We start from the raw sequence: 21,339 nt of genomic DNA, 5'->3' as shown, positions 1-21,339 counted from the left end.
ATGCTCGCCACGCCTACCTACGACGACGTCGCGGCTGCGGCGGCTCGCATCGCCGGCCACGCGCACCACACGCCGGTGCTGCGCTCGCGCACGATCGACGAAGCCACGGGCGGCGCGCAGTTCTTCTTCAAGTGCGAGAACTTCCAGCGCATGGGCGCCTTCAAGTTCCGGGGTGCTTTCAACGCGCTGTCGTGCTTCGATGAAAGGCAGCGGCGAGCGGGCGTGGTGGCGTTTTCATCGGGCAACCACGCGCAGGCCATCGCCCTGTCGGCGCGCATGCTCGGCATTCCGGCCACCATCCTGATGCCGCAGGACGCGCCAGCCATGAAGGTCGCCGCGACGCGGGGCTATGGCGGCGAAGTCGTGATGTTCGACCGCTATACCGAAGACCGCGAAGCCATTGGCCGTCGCTTGGCCGAAGAACGCGGACTGACGCTGATCCCGCCCTACGACCATCCCCACATCATTGCGGGGCAGGGCACGGCGGTGAAGGAGCTGCTGGAAGAAACCGGTCCGCTCGACGCGCTGTTCGTCTGCCTTGGCGGCGGCGGCTTGCTGTCGGGCTCGGCCCTCTCGGCGCGCACGCTGGCACCGAACTGCAAGATCTATGGCGTCGAGCCCGAAGCGGGCAACGATGGCCAGCAGTCTTTCCGCGCGGGCCACATTGTGCACATCGACACGCCGCGCACCATCGCCGACGGCGCGCAGACGCAGCACCTGGGCGAGCACACGTTCGCCATCATCCGCCGCGAGGTGGATGACATCTACACCGCCACGGATGCGGAGCTGGTGGATGCGATGCGCTTCTTTGCGGAACGCATGAAGATGCTGGTCGAGCCGACCGGCTGCCTGGGCTTCGCGGCCGCGCGCAGGCTGGCGGCTACGCAACTCGCCGGGCAGCGCATCGGCGTGCTGGTGAGCGGTGGCAATGTCGATCTTGAGCGCTTCTGCGCCCTGATCGGCCAAGCGCCCGACGCCTGAGCGCGTGAGCGCCTGCGCGCGTCAGCGCGTGAGTGCCGAGCAGTTTGGGCCGAGCGCGTTGGCGTGCGGGAGCCTCGGGCTCCGCACGCCGCCGCCTCAGCCCTTGGTCGGTTCGTTCAGAAAGGCGTCGATCACCGGCGCGATTTCGCGCGCCTTGGTCAACAGGAACAAATGGCCGTCTTCCACCACGTGCAAGCGCGCATTGGGCAGAAGCAAGGCGTGCATGCGCGCGTTGATGAGCGGCACCAGCGGGTCGTCGTTCCCCGCCATCACCAGCGTCGGCTGGCGGATGCGCCAGAGCCACGGAAGGCTGGTCCAGCCCATCATCGCCATGAGCTGGTAGCGGTAGCCGACCGGGTCGCCACCGCGCGCATGGTCGGTGAAGAGCTTGATGGCTTCAGGGTCGGTCCGCAACATGCCGCCGTAGATGTCCGGCGCGATGCGCTTCATGTAGCCCTTGTCCAGATAGCGCTCGGGGCTGGCCATCTTCATCAGCACGCTGGGCTTGCCGGGCACCATCGTCAAGCCGCCCATCGCCGTGGCAGCAAGGATCAGGCGCCGGACCCGCTTGGGGTATTGCATGGCGAACTGCTGGGCCATGCCACCACCCCAGGACACGCCCATGACGTCGACCTTCTTGTAGCCGAGCAGATCGAGCAACTTGGCGGTCAGCCGCGCAAGCCAGAACAGGCGATAGGGCCGCTTGGGCGGCGGTGACTGGCCCGCGCCGGGCACGTCGAAGATCACTGCACCGCGACCTTCCAGCTGGCCGAGCAAGGGGCCCACCAGCTCCAGGTTGGCGCCAATGCCGTTGAACATCAGCAGGGGCGCCAGCGCGCCAGCCCCATCCGGCGCAGGATGGATCCCGACGCGCAGCAATTGACCGTCGATCGTGACGGTTCCGATGTGCAATCCAGTCCCGGGATCGACGCGCACGTCCTTCAGGCGATCTTGCGGAGCGCCAGTCATGGCTTCCGATTTCTGCAAGGAGCGTGCGAGCGAAGTTGAACAGGGAAGAAACGCCCCGAGGCGTTGCACGGCAGTACTCATCATGGTTCGTGTATGTAGTCCCCGGGCGCGGCTGCGCCCGGCTTGTGTTTCGAGTTGCCGAGAGTGGTGGGCGCCGCGACCTCGGGGCCTGAGCGCTCATCCATCCACTTGATCCAATGCGGCCACCAGCTTCCGTCCTGACGCGGGGCGCCGGTGGCCCAGTCGTCGGGCTTGGCGCTGGTGGCTTTGCCTGAAAGAAAGAAAGACTTGGCCGAGCTGGGCGGGTTCAGCAGGCTTTGCAGGTGCCCTGCGTTGGCCAGCGTGAACACGCTGTTCTCGCCATAGATTCGCGCCGTGGGATAGCAGGCCTTCCACGGCGTGATGTGGTCGGTGATGCCGGCCACGATGTACGCATCGACCTTGGCCTTGCGCATGTCGATGGGCTTGCCCAGCACTTTCATCTTGTTCGGATGCACAAAGGGGCTCTCCGACATGATGTCCAGGATGTTGGCGTGGAAGGCCGCTGGCAGGCGCGTGGTGTCGGCGTTCCAGTAAAGGATGTCGAAGGCCGGCGGATCGGAGCCGAGCAGGTAGTTGTTGACCCAGTAGTTCCAGATCAGGTCGTTGGGCCGCAGCCACGCAAACACGCGTGCCATCTCGGCGCCATCGACAAAGCCCTTGCGCTTCACTGTGGCCTTGATGGCGGCCACGCTTTCGGGCGTCATGAACAGGCCCATGCTCGTGTCCCGGACGTTTTCCGGATCCAGCGTGCACACCGGGCTGATCACGTTGACGACTTTCTTCTGGTCAGTGGCCGCGAGCCAGCCGACGTACGACGCAGCGGTCATCCCACCGGAGCAGGCGCCCCATAGCGAGACGTCGTCGCTTCCCGTGATCTCGCGCGCGGCGTCCACGGCGGCATCCAGCGCCTCGACATAGGTAGACATGTCCCAGTCGCTTTGCTTGCCGGTCGGGTTGCGCCAGCTCACCGCAAAGATCTGGACGCCTTGCTCCGTCGCGAACTTGACCAGGCTCTTTTCGGGCGACAGGTCGAGCGCGTAGAACTTGTTGACCTGCGGCGGGCAGATCACCAGGGGCCGCTTGTAGACCTTGTCGGTTTGCGGCTTGTACTGGATGAGTTCCAGCACTTCGTTCTTGAAGACCACACTGCCTGGACTCAGGCACAGGTTGCGCCCGATCTCGAACTTTGACTTGTCGACCGACGACGGGAGACCACCGTTGTGGCGCATGTCGTGGATCAGGTTCTTGAAACCCTTGACCAGGCTCTTGCCGCCGGTTTCGCGGGCACGCTTGATCGCCATGGGGTTGATGAGCGCGTTGCTCGGCGCAATGGTGTCGATGTAGATCGACGCCACCAGATGCACCCGCGCCTTGTCGCGATCGTTCAGTCCGGATGCATCGATGAAGCGGCGCAACTCGGTCGCCGTTGCCGTGTGCGTCTGGAGCAGGCCCTTGTGCAGCTTGCTCTCGCGCCACGCCGGATCGGTAAAACGCTTGTCCTTCGGATCGGTCTCGATGCTGGACTTGCCCGCCAGCACCTTGGTGACCTCGACCACATACTTGCCCCAAGCCGACATGGCCTTGGCCGGCTGCTTGGTCACAGCGCCGATGAGCGCTTGCACGGCTTCGCCAAGATCCTCGACGCGAACGCCCACCATGGGGTTGAGGGCCAGGGTGTTGCTTGCGGCGTCGTCCGCGAGGCGATTGACCATGGCGGCGGTGTCGACGCCCTTGGCAGTTGGCGCGGGCGCTGCCGCCGGCTTCTCGGCGGTGGGCCTGGATGCGGCCTTGGGCGCGGGCTTGGGTGCTGGCTTTGCAACGGCCTTGGCCGACTTGGCCGCGACGCCTTTCTTCCCGGGCACCGCGGTCGCCTTGGTGGTTTTGACAGCCTTCGCGGGCGCCGCCGCCTTTACGGCCTTTTTTGCCACCTTGCTGGCCGGCTTTGCCTGCGCAACCGCCGGCACGCTGGCAGACGCCTTCTTCGCAGGCGCCTTTTTCGCGGTTGTCTTCTCCGCAGGTGCCGCCTTTGCTGAAGCAGCGCGTGCGCGCTTGGAAGGCGCTGCTGGCTTCTTCTTTGTGGCTGTGGCTGTTTCGCTCATGGAGCCCCCACCAGAACGGCCAGAGTCTCGGCAATGAGCGCAGGCTTGTCGGCGCCTTCGATCTCCATGGTGTTCGTCAGCGTGACGAGCTTTCGTCCGCCGCCCTGGTCAACGACCGCAGTCACGCTGACGCGGGCGCGAAGGCGCGAATTGACCTTGACCGGCGCGAGGAAGCGCACCTTGTTGAGTCCGTAGTTGAAGGAGGCGATGGAGTCCTTGGGCACGAGGCCAATCTCCATGCCCATGGGCGCCAGCAGCGACAGGGTCAGGAAGCCATGCGCCACGGGTGCGCCGAATGGGCTTTCCTTGTTGGCGCGCTCCACGTCGACGTGGATCCATTGCTTGTCGCCGGTGCAGTGCGCAAACTCATTGATGCGCTGCTGGTCCACCAGGACCCACTCCGAAACCCCCAGTTCCTTTCCGACGAAGGAATCCAGGGTTGCCATGGAAAACTCTGAGTTCAATTTGCAGCCTCCTCACTAAGTGCGCGCGGTATGCAGCGGACCGAACGCCCAAGACTGCCCCCGACAACGCTTTTTTCAGGGTATCTATCATGCACCGGCACGACCCTGAGGCAAACCCCTAGGGCGGCGGCATTCCTGCCCGCTTCTTGTCGCGTCAGCGACGCAACAAGGCCTGCGTCAGCAAACGCCCTGCGCGGTCGCGGATCTTTCCGGGGGTGTGGTGCGAGGTGTTCTTGTGCGCACGCGCGGCCGAACAAGCACCCAGGAAGTCGTTGAGGATGGCGGTGTCATCGACCGTGTTGACGGGGCTGCCTTCGCGATGGAATTCCGGGTGCCATTGCGTGGCCGCGATGTAGCCGCGCCCGCCCTTTCCGCCCACGCGCCGGATGGCTTCGGGCACGTGGTCCGGATAGCTCCACGCCTCGACCTCGAAGCCCGGCGCGAGGTGCTTGATCCCCTGGTGGTGAATGCTGTTGACGCGCACGTGTGCAAGACCCGGATACATCTTCGACAGCCGCGTGCCGGGCACGAGTTCGATGTCGTGGAAGTTCTGGTCGTAGCTCACCGGATCGCGATGCTGCAGTGCATAGGGGTGCTGCGTGGCGATGTCCTGGTACAGCGTGCCGCCAAAGGCGACGTTGATGAGCTGCAGCCCGCGGCACACGCCGAAGATTGGCTTGTCGGCCTGCTCGAAGGCTTCGACCAGCGCCAGGTCGTACAGGTCGCGGATGCGGTCGCCCACCCATGCTTCGCGCAGCGGCATCTCGCCATAGCTGCCGGGCCACACGTCGGCGCCGCCGTGCATCACCACGCCATCGAGCCACTCGGCATAGTGCGAGAGCTTGGTGTCGCCGCGCGCGGTCTCGCCCGTGGGGCAGGGCACCATCACCACCATGGCACCGGCCGACATGAGCCAATGCGCGATGGATTGCTCGACGTACTGCAGCGTCTTGTTGGTGAACAGCGATCGACTGGGATCAGCGTGCTGGAAGCAGGCCGAGAGACCAATCTTGAGTCGGCTTGCAACGGTTTGTGACATCCGGGTAAGGGACGCCGCGTTCCTCCGCGCGCCCCTGGAGTTCATTCAAGCGAACATTGTGGCGCGATGCGTTGAATTGCGCTTGGGCTTCAGGCTTTCGACTGCGCCGGATTTCACGCCGCCCGCCTGCGATGAAAAGCCGGCACGGCCTCGGGATTGATGCAGTGGGGCGGCACCCGGCCCGCCAGCAGGTGCTCGGCGGCCAACGCGGCGCCGTGGCCCATCGCCAGCATGCTGTCGTTCGTGATGCCAGCGATGTGCGGGGTAAGGAGCACCTGTTCCATGGTCCAGTACGGGTGATCGGCACGCAGGGGAACGGCGTCGAACACATCGAGCGCTGCGCCGGCGAGATGGCCAGCTTGCAGCGCGTCGATCAGGGCCGCGTCCTGCACGACGGGTCCGCGCGCGACGTTGATGAGCCAGCTCCCCGGTCGCATCGTGGCCAGTTGCGCCGCCCCGATGAGGCTGCGCGTTTCGGCCGTGAGGGGACAGGCCAGCACCACGAAGTCGCTGGCGGCCAGCAGTGCGGGAAGCGCCACGCGTTCGGCAGCGGTTGCCCCGGCATCGATCGGCGTGCGCGTATGCGTCAGCACCTTCATGCCCAGCCCCGCTGCGCAGATGCGCGCTATGGCGCGGCCGACGTTGCCGAAGCCGACGATGCCCACCGTTCGGCCCGCCAGCTCCACGCCTTCGTCGGAGAAGGCGCGTGCCGAAGCCCAGCCCGCGGTGCGCTCGCGCAACCGGTTGGCGATGAAGCTGCTCTTGCGCGCAAGCTGCATCATGCTGCGCACGACATGCTCGGCGACCGCGTTGGCGTTGACGCCCGGCACGTTCGCCACGAGCACGCCGTGCGCGCTGGCCGCATCGATGGGGATCATGTCGACGCCCGCGCCGTGCCGCACGGCGCCCACCAGGCTGGGGGCGGCATCGAAGATGTCTTCAGGCAACTGGGCGCGCACGATGATGACGTCGCATCCGGCGGCGCTGCGGCGAAGGCTGTCGGGCGAGGTGTCGGGCGCGATGCGCAGCTCGCCCAGCTGCGCCAGCCGCGCCTGCACCTGTGGATGGATGGACTGCGTCAGCAGGATGGCTGCCATCGCCGCGCGCTCTTCAGGCCTTGGCGCCGCGCCGGGACGCCGGCGTGGCGGCCGGGCGTGGCGCGGACGCCTTCACAGAAGAGGCCCGCTTCGCCGCAGTCTTGGCCACGGCGCGATGGGCAAGCTTCGGCACGGCCTTGCCCGGCGCGGCTTCCTCATCCTCCGAAAAGAACATGCGGAAATAGGTGTCGACGCCCTTCAGGTGCCGCCGCAGGATCTGCTGCCCCCGCTCTCCGTCCTGCGCCTTGATGGCAGCATACAGCTGTAGATGTTGGGCATGCGACCGCTTGCTCTGGTCCTGCTCGTGGAAGTACAGCTCGCGGCGCTTGCGCGACATCCGGTAGAACACGTTGATGAAGCGCAGCAGCACATCGTTCTTGGTCGCGGCGACGATGGCCTTGTGGAACAGCGGGTCGTACTCCGCCAGGGTCTCGCCCCGGGCCATGGCGGCCTCGCTGTCGCGCAGGATCTGCTGCATGGCGTCCAGGTCTTCCTGCGTGCGGCGCAGGCACGCGAGCTTCAAGGCCTCGCTCTCGAGCACGCTGCGCAGCTCGACCGACTGCACGACTTCCGCAGCCGTCAGCGGCGTGTTCGTTTCCGCAAAAAGCACCATCGCCTCGATGCTGCGTTCGGCGCCGTAGGGCTGCAGATAGACGCCCGACTTGGGGCGGCTTTCGACGATGCGCAGCGTGTCCAGGCGAATGAGCGATTCGCGCACGGCGCTGCGGCTCATGCCGAAGAGGGCGGCCAGGTCGCGCTCCGACGGAAGCTTGTCGCCGGGTTTGAAACCGCGCTCGCGAATCAGCTCCAGCAACTTCGCGGTTTGCTCCAGGCCTTCCATGGCTTCAGTCTTTCCGATAGGTCTCGACGAACTCTCGCCGCACGGCGATGCCGAGTCCGGGTCGCTCGGGAATCGCGAGCGTACCGCCTTCCACCGGGAAGCCTTCTTCGACCAGGTCGTGGATCATCGGATTGGCACCGAGCGAGTATTCGAGGATGTGGGTGGCGGGCGATGCGGCGGCCACATGCAGGCCCGCCGCGAAGGCCGGCGCACCGGCCCACAGGTGGGGCGCCAGCCGCAGGTTGGCGGCGCTCACCAGCGCCGAGATGCGCATGGCCTCGGTGATGCCGCCGCAGATCGCCAGGTCCGGCTGCAGCACGTCGGCGGCGCGCAGGTCGATGATGTCGCGGAAGTCGAAGCGCGTGCAATCGCTCTCGCCCGTTGCAATGGGAATGTGCGTGCCGGCGCGCACCTCCGCCAAGCCGCGCTTGTCGTCGGCGGTGACGGGCTCTTCGAACCACGCCAGGTTGCAGTCGCGCACGAGGTGGCAGAACTGCTTGGCTTCCGACACGGTGAAGGTGCCGTGCGCGTCGCACATGAGGTCCACGTCCGGCCCGATGGCCTCGCGCGCGGCGATGACGCGCCGGGCCGATGCCGCCGGCGAGCCGTCGAACACGCCGATGCGCATCTTCACCGCGCCGAACTGGCCTTGCGCGATGTAGCTGTTGAGCTGCGCGCCGATGTCCTGCGCATTGGCCCAGCCGCCCGAGGCATAGGCCGGCATGCGATCGGCCTTGCGGCCACCCAACAGTTGCCACACCGGCGCGTTGAGTGACTTGCCCAGGATGTCCCACAGCGCGATGTCGATGCCCGAGATGGCCGAGATCGACGCGCCACGCCGGCTCATCGCGGGAAACACATGGCCGCGGGCGAGGGCGTAGTGCCCGCGCGTGCCGTTGTAGAGCTGCTCCCAGATGCGCGAGATGTTGCGCGGGTCTTCGCCGATCAGAGAGGGGCCGAACTCGTGATTGATGATGGCCACCACGCCGTGGTAGTCCCCCGGACTGCCGGCCGACACCTTGGCCTCGCCCACGCCGCTGATGCCCGCGTCGGTATCGATCCGGACCAGGGCCGTGTCGAAGGTGGTCGCTCGGCCGAAGTCGCTCACGTGCTGCCGGTCCTCGGGAATGGGAACCTGCAGCCAGACGGCCTCGACGCGGGTGATTTTCATCGCGATGCTTTCGTTCGATGCGTCAGGCCGTCGTGGATTCGAACTGGCGATACAGCGCTGGCTGGAACCAGCGCTCGCGTGCGTTGTAGCGGCGTTCGTCGGGGATGACCGGCACGGCTTCGGGCTCCGCGGCCGAGTGGAAGGTGAGTTCCAGTTGCACGCCGTTCGGGTCGTAGATGAACAGTTGCCACAGCGGCGTGGCGGGCACGAGGTTCTCGCGGTAGGCGAGGCCGAATTTCTCGAAGCGCGCCTTGAAGTCGCTGTAACCCTGGCACACGACCGACACGTGGTCGATGGCGTTGGTGCCGGTCTGCACCGAGCCGTCCGCCTCCTTGGCCGCATCGCCCGCGTAGAGATGGATGATCGCGTCGGCGCCCGGCTGCGCGGGCTTGAGCCACGCGCCCGGAAAGCCGATGGGCGGACGGTCGGCCACGATCATGCCGAGCACCTCGGTATAGAAGCGCACCGTGGCATCGAGGTTCGCGGTCTTGATGGCCGTGTGGAAGAGTTTGCCGAACAGCATGGCGATGCCTACATCAATGGGCGCAGGACCTTCACCGACTGGTGGTACAGGTCCGTATAGAACTTGTCCGCCAAGAGGTTGGAGCCGTGGTCGATGATGAACTTCATCTGTTCGGGCGTGACGTCCACCGGGTTCGTTTCCACCTGCGCGCCGTAGGGGCTGGCGGGCGTGCGGTCGATGGTCGCAACAAATTCCAGCGTGAGCGCGCCCGTGTAGCCGACCGACTTGATGGTTTCGACAATCGCCTTGAAGTCCAGCGTGCCCATGCCCGGCGCGAAGCGGTTGTTGTCGGCGATGTGGATGTCGTAGATGCGGCCCTTGGCCTTGCGGAAGGCTTCGTGGATGTCGTTCTCTTCGATGTTCATGTGGAAGAGATCGAGGCACACGCCACAGTTCGGGCCGACCGCATCGGCCAGCGCCAGCGCCTGGTCGCCGCGGTTGATGAGGTAGGTTTCGAAGCGGTTGAGCGGTTCGACGGCGATGCGGATGCCGGCCTTTTCCGAATGCGCGTAGACCTCCTTGATGCCTTCCACGAGCCATTTCCATTCTTCGTCGGGCGTGCCGTCGGCGACGACCTTGCCGACCGTGGCGGGCACGAGCGTGATGATCTGGCCGTCCAATTCCTTGGCGAAGGTGACGACGCGCTTCATGTAGTCGACCGTCTTCTCGCGTTGGGCCTGATCCTTCGACGCGAGGTTGCGGTCGCCGAGCGTGAGCGTCACCGAGCCCCAGCAGGTCTTGCCGTTTTCCTTGAGCAGCGCGCGCACTTCCCTGGTGTCGAACTGGTCGGGCTCGCCCGAGATCTCGATGGCGTCCACGCCCGTCTGCTTCATGCGCTCGATGGTGCGCTTGATGGTCTCGGGGCGCATCCAGTTGTGGGTGGCGATCGTTTGCAGCATTCGGTGTCTCCTTGGGTGGGGTTGAAGTGCGGTTGAAGGGAGTCGACTCAGGCGCGAAGGCTCTCGCCGGTGTCGGGATGGAAGTAGTGCAGCTTGTCTTGTGCGAAGGCGAACTGCACGGGGTCGTTGACGGCGACGCGCGAATCGGCAGGGATGGTGGCGCGCAGCATGTGCGGGCCGCATTGGATGATGGCGATGATCTCCACGCCATGGTTCTCCGCGCCATACAGCACGCCGGGAATGCCGCCGGACGACACCAGCCGCACGTCCTCGGGCCGCGCGCCGACACGCACCGTGCCGCCCTCGGGCAGCGCGAGCGCGGCCAGCCTGTTGCGCGTTCCATCGTCGAGCTTGAAGATGATGGCGTCGCCTTGCGCTTCGCTGTTGGACAGGTCGATGGTCAGGTCCAGCAGGTTGATCGCCGGCGTGCCGACGAAGGAGGCCACGAAGGTGTTCTTCGGCGTGTTGTAGATCTCGTAGGGCGTGCCGACCTGGATGAGCCGGCCTTCATGCACAACGCCGATGCGGTCGCCCATCGTCATTGCCTCGACCTGGTCGTGCGTGACGAACACCAGCGTCGTGCCCAGGCGCTGCTGCAAGCCCTTGAGTTCCGCGCGCAGCAACTCGCGCAGCTTGGCGTCGAGATTGGACAGCGGCTCGTCCATCAGGAACACACGCGGCTCGCGCACGATGGCGCGGCCGATCGACACGCGCTGCATTTCGCCACCGGACAGGCGATCGGTGCGCCGGTCGAGGAGATGCGTGATGCGCACCGTGCTGGCCGCCTTGTTCACGCGCTCCTCGATCTGCTGCGCGCTGAAGTTGCGCAGCTTCGACTTGAGCGGAAAGGCCAGGTTCTCGCGCACCGTGTAGTTCGGGTAGAGCGAGTACTGCTGGAACACCAGCGCCACGTCGCGCTGCGCCGCGCTCCAGTCGTTGATGCGTTCGCCGGCAATCTCGATGTCGCCCGATTCAGGCTGCTCCAGCCCCGCGATGCAGCGCAGCGTCGTGCTCTTGCCGGCACCGGTGGGGCCGAGCAGCACGAAGAACTCGCGGTCGCGGATGTCCAGCGTGAGGTCGTTGAGGGCGTGCACCGCGCCATAACGCTTGTCGACGCCACGAAGGGATATCTGTGCCATGGCGCTCAGCTTCCTGCTTGCAGCAAGAGACCGCTGCGCTTGTCGAACAGATGCGTGCGGGCGTCGTCGAGCGCGACGTAGATCGGCTCACCCTGCACGCGCACGAACTGGCTGGCGGTACGTGCGCGCAAGGTCGCGCCGGCGCTTGCGCCCATCGCGATGTCGACGATGTCGTAGGCACCCATCGGCTCGATGAGGTGCACGTGCGCAGTGACGGCACCCGGGATGGGCGCTTTCGATACCGAGATGGCTTCGGGCCGGATGCCCAGCGCGATTTCCCCGCGCTCGCCGTTGCTTTGAAGCGTGGCGTTGGCGCGTGGGCCCAGCATGAAGGGCGTCTTCATGCCCGCGAGACACATGGAGGTGCCGGTTGCGGCGGAGGCCACGGTGCAGTCCACCACGTTCATGATGGGACTGCCGACGAACTGCGCAACGAAGAGGTTGGCCGGATGGTCGTACACACGCGTCGGTGTGTCGTACTGCTGCAGCACGCCGTCGTTCATGATGCCGATCTTGTCGGCCATGGACATCGCTTCGACCTGGTCGTGCGTGACGTACACGGTGGTCGAATCGTTCTCGATGTGAAGGCGGCGCAGCTCGGCGCGCATCTCTTCGCGCAACTTGGCGTCGAGCGCGCCGATGGGTTCGTCCATCAGCATGGCCTCGGGACGGCGAACGAGGGCGCGACCGATGGTCACGCGCTGCATGTCGCCACCAGCCAGCGCGGACGGCCGCTTCTTCAGCAGGTGTTCGATGCGCAGGACCTTCGCCGCGGCATTCACCTGCTCCTTCACATTCGCCTCGGGCACGTTGGCCGCACGCAGCGGAAAGGCGATGTTGTCGAAGACCGTCAGGTGCGGGTAGAGCGAATAAAGCTGAAAAACGAAGGCCGTGTCGCGCTGCTGCGGCGGCAGGTGGTCGACGCGCCTTCCGCCGATGCGTATCTCGCCGGAGTCGATGGTTTCAAGGCCGGCCAGCGCACGCAGCGTCGTCGTCTTGCCGCATCCCGACGGCCCGAGCAGCACCACGAATTCGCCGTGCTTGATGTGCAGGTTGAGCTTGCGGATGACGTGGTTGCTGCCGAAGCGCTTTTCGGCGTCGATGACTTCGATGTCCGCCATCAGTGCGCGCCTCCCCGGGGGATCACGCGATCGGCTGCGGGCTCGTCCGGCGACTTGATGCGCGAGAACACGTTGAATGCGATGAGGCCCAGGATGATCATCAGGACGCTGTAGCTGTGGAAGAACTCGCTCCACGGCTGGCATAGCGCGACGATGCCCAGCACCATCAGAACCATGCTGGCGAATTCGAGTCGGCGGGCGTGTTGCTTGAAGAACATCGGGTTCATCGGCGGATGGCGCCGAAGGTGACGCCGCGCAGCAAGTGCGCGCGCAGGAAGAAGGTGAAGAGCGCCACCGGAATCAGGAACAGCAGGCTGCCCGCCGCGATCACGGTCCAGTCGGTCATGCCCGAGCCGAGCTGCGAGGGGATGTAGGGCGGCGCCGTCTGCGCGTTCTTGTTGGTCATCATCAGCGCGAAGGCGTATTCGTTCCAGGCAGTGATGAAGCAGAACACGGCCGTCGCCGCGATGCCGGTGGTTGCCTGTGGCAGCACGATTTTGAAGAAGGCCTCCATGCGCGTGTAGCCGTCGACCAGCGCAGCCTCTTCGTACTCCTTCGGGATCTCGTCGATGAAGCCTTTCATGAGCCACACCGAGAAGGAGAGGTTGAAGGCGGTGTAAAGAATGATGAGCCCGATGTGCGTGTCGACCAGCCCAACCGCGCGGTACATCAGGAACATCGGAATCGCCACCACCACCGGCGGCAGCATGCGTGTCGAGAGGATGAAGAAGAGCCAGTCATCCTCGCCCGGCATCTTGAAGCGCGAGAAGCCGTAGGCCGTCACCGTCCCCAGCGCCACCGCGAGGAAGGTGCTGATCACCGCGACGATGATGCTGTTGATGAAGCGCGAGATGTAGCCCGACGATTCGACGTTGCCCTTGTCGTCGCGCAGGAAACGGTCGCCGCCTTCCATCACGCGCTTCTCCCACCAGGGCGCCTTGTCGTAAGCCGCCTGGTCCATGGCGCCACGCTGCTGCACGCGCGATGTGAAGAGCTTGATGAAGGGCGTGAGTTCGGGCTCGAAGATCACCGTGGGCGGCACGGTCGTCGCGTCGGCACGCGCCTTGAACGCGGTTGAGCCGATCCAGTAGAGCGGGATCATCATCAGCACCAGCAGCGCCAGCGCCAGCACGATGGCGCCGCGGTTCCACCAGCGGGATGCGCGGGATTGGACGATGGCCATCTCAGCGTTCTTTCAAACGGTTGAGGTACTTCACGTACACGTTGGTGATGGCCAGGACCGCGAGCAACACGATGTACGCCAACGCGCACGATCGCCCCGTCTGCCATTCCTGGAACGCCATCTTGTAGAGCTTGATCGCCACCAGCTCGGTCTCGTCCATGCTGGTCATCACGTAGGCGATGTCGAAGGTCTTGAAAGCTTCCATCGTGCGGAAGATGATGGCGATGAGCAGCAGCGGCGCCACCAGCGGCAGCGTGATGCGCCTGAACACGAACCAGCGCGAGGCACGGTCGATGGCGGCCGCTTCATAGAGCGATGGCGGAATGGCCGAGAGCCCTGCCAGCGACAGCAGCATCACGAATGGCGACCACATCCAGATGTCGGTAATCGCGATCGCCATCAGCGCGGTGTCCGGGTCCGACAGCCACACCTTTCCGTCGGTGAAGAACACGTAGTTGATGATGCCCCACGACGGGTTGTAGAGCAGTTGCCAGAAGAGGCCCACCACGGCCATGCACATCATCATCGGCAGCATCAGCAGCGTGGTGAGCAGGCCCTTGGCCGGGATTGCGCGGTTGAGGAGCAGGGCTGCACCGAAGCCCACCAGCACCTGGCCAGTCACCGACATCACGACGTACTTGGCGGTGAGCGTGAAGTTGGCCCACACGTATTCATCGGCGAGCAACTCGCGGTAGTTCTGCAACCCGACGAAGTTCACCGGGTCGTTCATCGACGCGCGGTAGTCGGTGAAGGAATAGCCCAGCGAATAGAGCAGTGGAAAGATGTTGAAGATGATCAGGAAGGCGATCGTCGGGATGATGAACAGGTTGCGTATCGCCAGATCGCTCAGGCCGCGGCGTGGCGCTGCCGGCCCGGCACGCTTGAGTGCGGGTGAAATGATGGTGCTCATGTCGGGATTCCGGTATTGGCTCCCTCGCCCCTCGGGGGAGAGGGCGGGGGTGAGGGGCATGGGCGGTGGATGACTTGCAGCCTGTTCAACCGCCCGGTGCCCTCACCCCGACCCTCTCCCGGAGGGAGAGAGAGGAAGAGAACCTGCTACTTCGTGCGGCCGTATTTCTTGAAGGTGGCTTCCCAGTCCTTGGCCAGACCGTTCGCCGCTTCCTCGGCCGTGCCCTTGCCGCCGACGATGAACGGGTGCCAGCGCTTGTTCGCAGCGGTCAGCAGTTCCGCATACTCAGGCACCGCCCAGAAGTCCTTCACCATGAACATCGACTGGTAGAAGGCTTCGTTGTAGGGCGTCGCCTTGCGGAACTCATCCGACTTCAGGATCGCGGTGCTGCAGGTGTAGCCGCCCAGCGCAGCCCACTTCTTCTGCGTGTCGTCCTTGATGAACCACTCGAGGAACTTCATCGAGGCGTCCTTGTTCTTGGAGTACGACACCACCGAGATGCCCTGGCCGCCCAGCGCCGCGAACTGCTTGCCGCTCGGGCCCTTGGGCATCGGGAAGAAGCCCGTCACCTTCGAGTACTTGTTGGTCGCCGGGTTGGCCAGCGCCGGGAAGAAGGCGAAGAAGTTCATGCTCATCGACACGAGGCCTTCGGTCATCGCCTGGTTGGCTTCCTGGAAGAAGGTCTTGCCCCAGTCCGGCGGCGTGTAGCCGTAGAGCTTCTTGTAGAACTTCAGCGCTTCGATCGCTTCCTTGGAATTGATCATGCCCTGCACCTTGTAGGTGGAGAAGTCTCCCAGGTCGGCGCCGTAGCCGAAGGTCACGTTCTCAACGCCCATCACCAGCGCGTCATATGCGTTGTCGGTGTAGATGGTCAGGCCGTAGCGCTTTTCTTTCGGGCGGTGGAAGAACTCGGCGATGTCGCCCAGTTCCTTCCAGGTCTTGGGCACCGCCAGGTCATAGCCGTACTTGGCCTTGAAGGCGGCCATTTCCTTCGGGTCTTCGAACCAGTCCTTGCGGTAGGCAAAGCCGTTGGCATCGCCTTCGAGCGGAATGGCCCAATATTTGCCACTCTTGCCCGGGTACTCGGCGTAGCCCGCCACTGTGGCGGGTGCCATCAGGTCGCCCACCTTGTTCTTCTTGAAGAAGTCGGTCAGGTCGACGTAGTGGCCGCCGGTAGATCCGGCACCCAACCATTGCGAGTCACCCACCACCATGTCGTAGGCCGAGCCCTTGGCGGTGAACTCCTTGAAGGCCTTGTTCTGGAAGTCCGGCCATGGCGTGGTTTCGACGACCACCTTCACCCCTGATTGCTTTTCGTAGTCCTTCACCAACTCCTGCAAGTAGTTGGCCGGGTCCCACTCCGCCCACAAGATCGTGAGCTTCTGCTGCGCCTGACCCAGTTGCGCAAACGTCAGCAGCGCAGCCGCTGCCATGACCTTCGAGAAAGTCTTCAACATGCGTGTCTCCTGTCTCCGTTGTAGTGCGGTTTCCCGCTTGTGGTGCCGACCTGCATCTGGTCAGACCAGCGCAGAATAGGAGCTTGAGAAACGAGTGTCAACTGGTCAGACCAGATGTTGACATTGAATTTTTTGGGTCGCATCATCGCGCCGGATTTCGGGCACCGCGCACGTGCTTCGCGCGACGGTCGCTCGCGTTTTCACCGCAGGAGACAACACATGAAAACCATCAAGGGCCCCGCCATCTTCCTGGCCCAGTTCGCAGGCGACCAGGCCCCCTTCAACGCCCTCGATTCGATCGCCGCGTGGGCCGCGGGCCTGGGCTACAAGGGCGTGCAGATGCCGAGCTGGGACGGCCGCCTGTTCGACCTGAAGAAGGCCGCCGAAAGCAAGACCTACTGCGACGAAGTGAAGGGCACACTTTCAAAGCATGGCTTGCAGATCACCGAACTCTCGACGCACTTGCAGGGCCAACTGGTGGCCGTGCATCCGGCGTACGACGCGGGCTTCGATGGCTTTGCAGCGCCCGAGGTTCGCAACAACCCCGAGGCGCGGCAGAAGTGGGCGGTGGAGCAGATGCGCTTCGCCGCGCAAGCCTCCGCCAACCTCGGACTCACGGCACACGCCACCTTCTCAGGCGCGCTCGCGTGGCCTTACCTTTATTCATGGCCGCCGCGCCCGGCCGGCCTGATCGAAGAAGCCTTCGACGAACTGGCCAAACGCTGGAAGCCGATCCTCGATGCCTTTGACAACGCGGGCGTCGACGTCTGCTACGAGATCCATCCGGGTGAAGACCTGCACGACGGCGTCACCTACGAGATGTTCCTGGAGCGAGTGGGCAATCACCCACGCGCCTGCCTGCTGTACGACCCGAGCCACTTCGTGCTGCAGCAACTCAACTACCTCGACTACATCGACAACTACCACGAGCGCATCAAGATCTTCCACGTGAAGGATGCGGAGTTCAACCCGACCGGCAAGCAAGGCGTGTACGGCGGCTTTCAGTCGTGGATCAACCGGGCAGGGCGCTTCCGTTCGCTGGGCGACGGGCAGGTCGACTTCGCGGCGATCTTCTCGAAGATGGCGCAGTACGACTTCCCCGGCTGGGCGGTGCTGGAATGGGAGTGCTGCATCAAGCATCCGGAAGACGGCGCCCGCGAAGGCGCGACCTTCATCGCCGACCACATCATCCGCGTGGCCGAGCGCGCCTTCGACGATTTCGCGGGGGGCGGCGTGAACACTGCCGCGAACAAGAAGATGCTGGGCGTCGCCTGAACCGCGAAGGGGCGCGCCCATGACCATCGAAGGAAGCAAGACAAGCGCAGCGCCACGCCGCATTCGACTGGGCATGGTGGGGGGAGGGCAGGGCGCCTTCATTGGCGGCGTGCACCGCATCGCGGCGCGGCTGGACGACGCCTATGAACTGGTGGCCGGCGCACTGTCGTCGGACGCCGCGCGGGCCGCGGCGAGTGCGGCCGAGCTGCACATCGCGCCGGAACGCAGCTACGCCGACTTTGCGGCAATGGCCAAGGCCGAGGCGTCGCGAGAGGACGGCATCGACGTGGTGTCGATCGTCACGCCCAACCATCTGCACGCGCCGATCGCCCGCGCTTTTCTGGATGCGGGCATCGACGTGATCTGCGACAAGCCCGTGACCACCACGCTCGCCGAGGCGATCGACCTCGTGCAGCGCGTGCGCGAAAGCAAGCGTCTGTTTGCGTTGACCCACAACTACAGCGGCTACCCGATGGTTCGGCAGGCGCGCGAAATGGTGGCGGCCGGCGAGCTGGGTGAGATCCGCCTCGTGCACGCCGAGTACCCGCAGGATTGGCTCAGCACCGACCTCGAATCGACCGGGCAAAAGCAGGCGTCGTGGCGTGTCGATCCGGCGCAGGCGGGGGCGGGCGGTTCGCTGGGCGACATTGGCACGCATGCGGAACATCTGGGACGGTTCATCTCGGGCCTTGAGCTGCAAGCCGTCAGCGCCGACCTCACGACCTTCGTCGAATGCCGCCGCCTGGACGACAACGCCCACGTGCTGATGCGCTACACGAACGGTGCGCGCGGCATGGTGTGGTCCAGCCAGGTGGCACCGGGCAACGAGAACGGGTTGCGGGTGCGCGTCTACGGCACCAAAGCCGGCCTGGAATTCCGCCAGGAGCAGCCGAACCACCTGTGGTTCACGCCGCTGGGTCAGGCGCCGAGGCTCATCACGCGCGGTGGCGCGGCCGCAGGCGCGGCGGCCGGCCATGCCACGCGCATCCCTGCCGGGCATCCCGAGGGCTATCTGGAAGGCTTTGCACAGCTCTACCGCGATGTCGCCGAGCAATTGCACGCACGCTGGGAATCGCGCGCGCCGGACCCGAAAGCCTGCTCGGTGCCGACGGTGGAAGACGGCGCACGCGGTATGAAATTCATCGAAGCCGTGGTCGAATCGAGCCGTGCGGACGGCCGTTGGGTGGACGCCCGCTTGCAACTTTAGGGACGGAATGGATCTGGGAATCGATCTCGGCACCTCCGAAGTCAAGGTGGTGCTCGTCGACGACGCGCAGAGCGTCGTGGGCCAGGCGCATTGCGCCATCGACATTTCGCGGCCGCACCCTTTGTGGTCGGAGCAGGACCCGCAGGACTGGTGGCGCGCGACCGAGACTGCGCTGGGCAAGCTGCGCGCGGCACATCCCAAGGAATATGGCGCGGTGCGCGGCATTGGCTTGTCGGGCCAGATGCACGGCGCGACCCTGCTCGACGCTCAGCACCGCGTGCTGCGGCCCGCCATCCTCTGGAACGACGGCCGCAGCCACGCCGAGTGCGCCGAACTCGAGCAACGCGAACCGGACAGCCGCCGCATCACCGGCAACATCGCGATGCCGGGCTTCACCGCGCCCAAGTTGATGTGGGTCGAGAAGCACGAGCCCGACATCTTTCGCCAGACCGCGCTGGTGCTGCTGCCCAAGGACCATGTGCGCCTGCAACTCACGGGCGAAGCCGTCTCGGACATGTCCGATTCGGCCGGCACGCTGTGGCTCGACGTGGCCGCGCGCCGCTGGTCCGATGCGATGCTGGCGGCCACGCACCTGAACGCGTCGCACATGCCGCGACTGGTCGAGGGTAGCGAATCCAGCGGCACCGTGCGCGCGGATGTAGCCGCGCGCCTCGGCTTGTCGCCGGGCGTGATCGTGGCAGGCGGCGCCGGCGACAACGCGGCGAGCGCGGCCGGCATCGGCGTCGCATCACCGGGCACCGCCTTCTTGTCGCTCGGCACCTCGGGCGTGTACTTCGTCGCCAACGAGGCGTTCTCGCCCAACCCGTCGCGGGCGGTGCACGCCTTCTGCCACGCCTTTCCCGGCACTTGGCACCAGATGACGGTGATGCTCGCCGCCGCAAGCTGCCTTCGCTGGCTGCGCACCGCGACGCATGCGGACAGCGAGGCGCAACTGGTGGCTGAAGCCGAGGCACTGCCGCCAAACGCATCGCTGCCCATCTTCCTGCCCTATCTCTCCGGCGAGCGCACGCCGCACAACAACCCCTACGCGAGCGGCACCTTCTTCGGCCTCACGCACGACCATGGCCGCGGCCATCTGGCGCGCTCCGTTCTGGAAGGCGTGGCCTTTGCGTTTCTCGATGGCCAACAGGCGCTGATCGACGGCGGCGCGCGCATCGACAGCGTCACGCTCGTGGGCGGAGGATCGCGCAGCGCCCCATGGGCCCAACTGCTGGCCGACGTGCTGGGCCGCGCGCTGGACCGGCGCAGCGGCGCCGAAGTGGGCGCAGCCCTGGGTGCGGCGCGCTTGGCTCGACTCGCGCGCACGAACGAATCCGTTGCATCGGTGTGCACGCCGCCACCGGTGACCGACAGCTTCCATCCCGACGCGTCGCGAAGCTCCGCCTTTGCCGAACGCCACGCCCGCTTCCAGCGCTTGTACGAGGCCCTGCGCGCCGAAATGCAGCCGCCGACGAACCCCTGATTTCATCCGAGGTCACTTCATGTCCACCATCTTCGACACCGTCGAGCCCATCCGCTTCGAAGGCGCGGCTTCCAACAACCCGCTGGCCTTTCATCACTATGACGCCAACCGCATGGTGCTGGGCAAGCGCATGGAAGACCAGTTGCGCTTTGCCGTGTGCTACTGGCACAGCTTCGCGTGGAACGGCTTCGACGTGTTCGGCTACGACGGCAGCTTCAAGCGTCCGTGGCACCAGATTTCCGACCCGTGGGAATCGGCACTCGCCAAGGCCGACGCCGCCTTCGAGTTCTTCCGCCGCCTGGGCGCGCCCTTCTATTGCTTTCACGACCGCGACGTGGCGCCCGAAGGGGCGACACCCAAGGATTCGGTGGAACTGTTCAAGCGCATGGTCGACGTGCTTGAAAAGAAGCAATCCGAGGCGGGCGTCAAGCTGCTGTGGGGCACGGCCAACCTGTTCAGCCACCGGCGCTTCATTGCCGGTGCGGCCACCAATCCGAACCCCGAAGTGTTCGCGCTCGCCGCCCTGCAGGTGAAGGAGGCGATGGAAGCCACCAAGCGCCTGGGCGGCGAGAACTACGTGCTGTGGGGCGGCCGCGAAGGCTACGAAACCCTGCTCAACACCGACATGCAGCAGGAACTCTCGCAACTGGGCCGCTTCATGCAGATGGTGGTGGAGCACAAGCACAAGATCGGCTTCAAGGGCACCATCCTCATCGAGCCCAAGCCGCGCGAACCCACCAAGCACCAATACGACTTCGACGTCGCCACGGTGTTCGGCTTCCTGCAAAAGAACGGGCTCGAAAAGGAGATCAAGGTCAACATCGAGGCCAACCACGCCACGCTTGCCGGCCACAGCTTCGAGCACGAGATCGCAACGGCGCAGGCGCTGGGCATCTTCGGCTCCATCGACATGAATCGCGGCGACATGCAGTGCGGCTGGGACACCGACCAGTTTCCGAACAATCTCAGCGAGATGGCGCTCGCGATGTACACCATCCTGCGCGGCGGCGGCTTCGCCACCGGCGGCCTGAACTTCGACGCCAAGGTGAGGCGCCCCTCCATCGACCCCGAAGACATGTTCCACGGCCATGTCGGCGCCATGGACCTGTGCGCGCGGGCATTGCTCGCCGCCGAGCAGATGATCAACGACGGTGGTCACGCGCGCTTCCTGGCCGATCGCTATGCCGGCTGGCGCGAAGGCACCGGAACGAAGCTGCTGGCCGGCAGCCTGGCCGACGCCGCGGCGCACGCGCTGGCGCGCAATGTCGATGAGCCGCCGCGCTCAGGTCAGCAGGAGCGGCTGGAGAACTGGTTCAACCGCTTCAACGGCGGCTAGCAGGCTGTTGAAATACGCTTCGGGGTCGCGTTTGCGAGAGAAAGGGCCTGATGGTAGGCGCGAGGCGAAGCGTCGTACTGCTCGTACGACCGAGCCTCGCAAC

The 21,339-nt window shown here is 65.2% G+C and carries 20 protein-coding genes; 5 read left to right on the top strand and 15 right to left on the bottom strand.

Annotated features, from left to right (window positions below; all coding sequences use genetic code 11):
• Positions 1-981, top strand: coding sequence for a threo-3-hydroxy-L-aspartate ammonia-lyase (locus QTI66_RS23985; RefSeq protein WP_286562520.1), 981 nt, complete (start codon positions 1-3; stop codon positions 979-981).
• Between the two features lie 96 nt (positions 982-1,077).
• Here QTI66_RS23985 and phaZ read toward each other — a convergent pair whose 3' ends face one another.
• The 15 genes from phaZ to QTI66_RS23910 form a co-directional block, all read right to left on the bottom strand.
• Complete coding sequence (phaZ, locus tag QTI66_RS23980; RefSeq protein WP_286562519.1) at positions 1,078-1,950, bottom strand: poly(3-hydroxyalkanoate) depolymerase; 873 nt, start codon at positions 1,948-1,950, stop codon at positions 1,078-1,080.
• 80 nt (positions 1,951-2,030) lie between these two features.
• Positions 2,031-4,091: an alpha/beta fold hydrolase gene (locus QTI66_RS23975; RefSeq protein ID WP_286562518.1), complete on the bottom strand. Its 2,061-nt coding sequence runs from the start codon at positions 4,089-4,091 to the stop codon at positions 2,031-2,033.
• Complete coding sequence (locus QTI66_RS23970) at positions 4,088-4,537, bottom strand: MaoC family dehydratase (protein ID WP_286562517.1); 450 nt, start codon at positions 4,535-4,537, stop codon at positions 4,088-4,090. The genes QTI66_RS23975 and QTI66_RS23970 overlap by 4 nt, the downstream gene beginning before the upstream one ends.
• A gap of 172 nt (positions 4,538-4,709) precedes the next feature.
• Positions 4,710-5,594: a gamma-glutamyl-gamma-aminobutyrate hydrolase family protein gene (locus QTI66_RS23965; protein ID WP_286562516.1), complete on the bottom strand. Its 885-nt coding sequence runs from the start codon at positions 5,592-5,594 to the stop codon at positions 4,710-4,712.
• A 113-nt stretch (positions 5,595-5,707) separates the two neighbouring features.
• Positions 5,708-6,691 (bottom strand): NAD(P)-dependent oxidoreductase, encoded by a 984-nt coding sequence (locus QTI66_RS23960; RefSeq protein ID WP_286562515.1) that lies wholly within the window; start codon positions 6,689-6,691, stop codon positions 5,708-5,710.
• A 13-nt stretch (positions 6,692-6,704) separates the two neighbouring features.
• Positions 6,705-7,532, bottom strand: a complete 828-nt coding sequence (locus QTI66_RS23955) for a FadR/GntR family transcriptional regulator (protein ID WP_286562514.1) — start codon at positions 7,530-7,532, stop codon at positions 6,705-6,707.
• 4 nt (positions 7,533-7,536) lie between these two features.
• On the bottom strand, positions 7,537-8,703 hold the full coding sequence (locus tag QTI66_RS23950) for a mandelate racemase/muconate lactonizing enzyme family protein (protein ID WP_286562513.1): 1,167 nt from the start codon (positions 8,701-8,703) through the stop codon (positions 7,537-7,539).
• A gap of 22 nt (positions 8,704-8,725) precedes the next feature.
• Positions 8,726-9,226 carry a VOC family protein gene (locus tag QTI66_RS23945; protein ID WP_286562511.1) on the bottom strand — a complete coding sequence of 167 codons (501 nt, stop codon included), beginning with the start codon at positions 9,224-9,226 and terminating at the stop codon, positions 8,726-8,728.
• Between the two features lie 8 nt (positions 9,227-9,234).
• Positions 9,235-10,125, bottom strand: a complete 891-nt coding sequence (locus QTI66_RS23940; protein WP_286562510.1) for a sugar phosphate isomerase/epimerase family protein — start codon at positions 10,123-10,125, stop codon at positions 9,235-9,237.
• A 47-nt stretch (positions 10,126-10,172) separates the two neighbouring features.
• Positions 10,173-11,264 (bottom strand): ABC transporter ATP-binding protein, encoded by a 1,092-nt coding sequence (locus tag QTI66_RS23935; RefSeq protein WP_286562509.1) that lies wholly within the window; start codon positions 11,262-11,264, stop codon positions 10,173-10,175.
• Positions 11,265-11,269: 5 nt separating this feature from the next.
• Positions 11,270-12,385 carry an ABC transporter ATP-binding protein gene (locus QTI66_RS23930; RefSeq protein WP_286562508.1) on the bottom strand — a complete coding sequence of 372 codons (1,116 nt, stop codon included), beginning with the start codon at positions 12,383-12,385 and terminating at the stop codon, positions 11,270-11,272.
• A complete protein-coding gene (locus tag QTI66_RS23925; protein ID WP_286562506.1) occupies positions 12,385-12,612 on the bottom strand; it encodes a hypothetical protein in 228 nt (75 codons plus the stop codon). The genes QTI66_RS23930 and QTI66_RS23925 overlap by 1 nt, the downstream gene beginning before the upstream one ends.
• On the bottom strand, positions 12,609-13,568 hold the full coding sequence (locus QTI66_RS23920; protein ID WP_286562504.1) for a carbohydrate ABC transporter permease: 960 nt from the start codon (positions 13,566-13,568) through the stop codon (positions 12,609-12,611). The genes QTI66_RS23925 and QTI66_RS23920 overlap by 4 nt, the downstream gene beginning before the upstream one ends.
• Before the next feature lies 1 nt (position 13,569).
• A complete protein-coding gene (locus QTI66_RS23915) occupies positions 13,570-14,478 on the bottom strand; it encodes a carbohydrate ABC transporter permease (RefSeq protein ID WP_286562503.1) in 909 nt (302 codons plus the stop codon).
• A gap of 146 nt (positions 14,479-14,624) precedes the next feature.
• Positions 14,625-15,935, bottom strand: coding sequence for an ABC transporter substrate-binding protein (locus QTI66_RS23910; protein WP_286562502.1), 1,311 nt, complete (start codon positions 15,933-15,935; stop codon positions 14,625-14,627).
• 219 nt (positions 15,936-16,154) lie between these two features.
• Here QTI66_RS23910 and QTI66_RS23905 point away from each other — a divergent pair, with 219 nt between their 5' ends.
• The 4 genes from QTI66_RS23905 to xylA are packed head-to-tail and all read left to right on the top strand — an operon-like array spanning position 16,155 to position 21,236.
• Complete coding sequence (locus tag QTI66_RS23905) at positions 16,155-17,210, top strand: sugar phosphate isomerase/epimerase family protein (protein WP_286562501.1); 1,056 nt, start codon at positions 16,155-16,157, stop codon at positions 17,208-17,210.
• 19 nt (positions 17,211-17,229) lie between these two features.
• The gene (locus tag QTI66_RS23900; RefSeq protein WP_286562500.1) at positions 17,230-18,417 is read left to right on the top strand and encodes a Gfo/Idh/MocA family protein; all 1,188 of its coding nucleotides are present in this window, start codon (positions 17,230-17,232) and stop codon (positions 18,415-18,417) included.
• A 7-nt stretch (positions 18,418-18,424) separates the two neighbouring features.
• Positions 18,425-19,900 (top strand): xylulokinase, encoded by a 1,476-nt coding sequence (xylB, locus tag QTI66_RS23895; RefSeq protein WP_286562499.1) that lies wholly within the window; start codon positions 18,425-18,427, stop codon positions 19,898-19,900.
• 19 nt (positions 19,901-19,919) lie between these two features.
• Positions 19,920-21,236: a xylose isomerase gene (xylA, locus tag QTI66_RS23890; RefSeq protein WP_286562498.1), complete on the top strand. Its 1,317-nt coding sequence runs from the start codon at positions 19,920-19,922 to the stop codon at positions 21,234-21,236.
• Positions 21,237-21,339 lie beyond the last annotated feature (103 nt).

The organism is Variovorax brevis, assembly GCF_030317105.1.
Classification (GTDB): domain Bacteria; phylum Pseudomonadota; class Gammaproteobacteria; order Burkholderiales; family Burkholderiaceae_C; genus Variovorax; species Variovorax brevis.
Note: the sequence above shows the minus strand (reverse complement) of the source record. Positions and strands in the feature narration are given on the sequence as shown.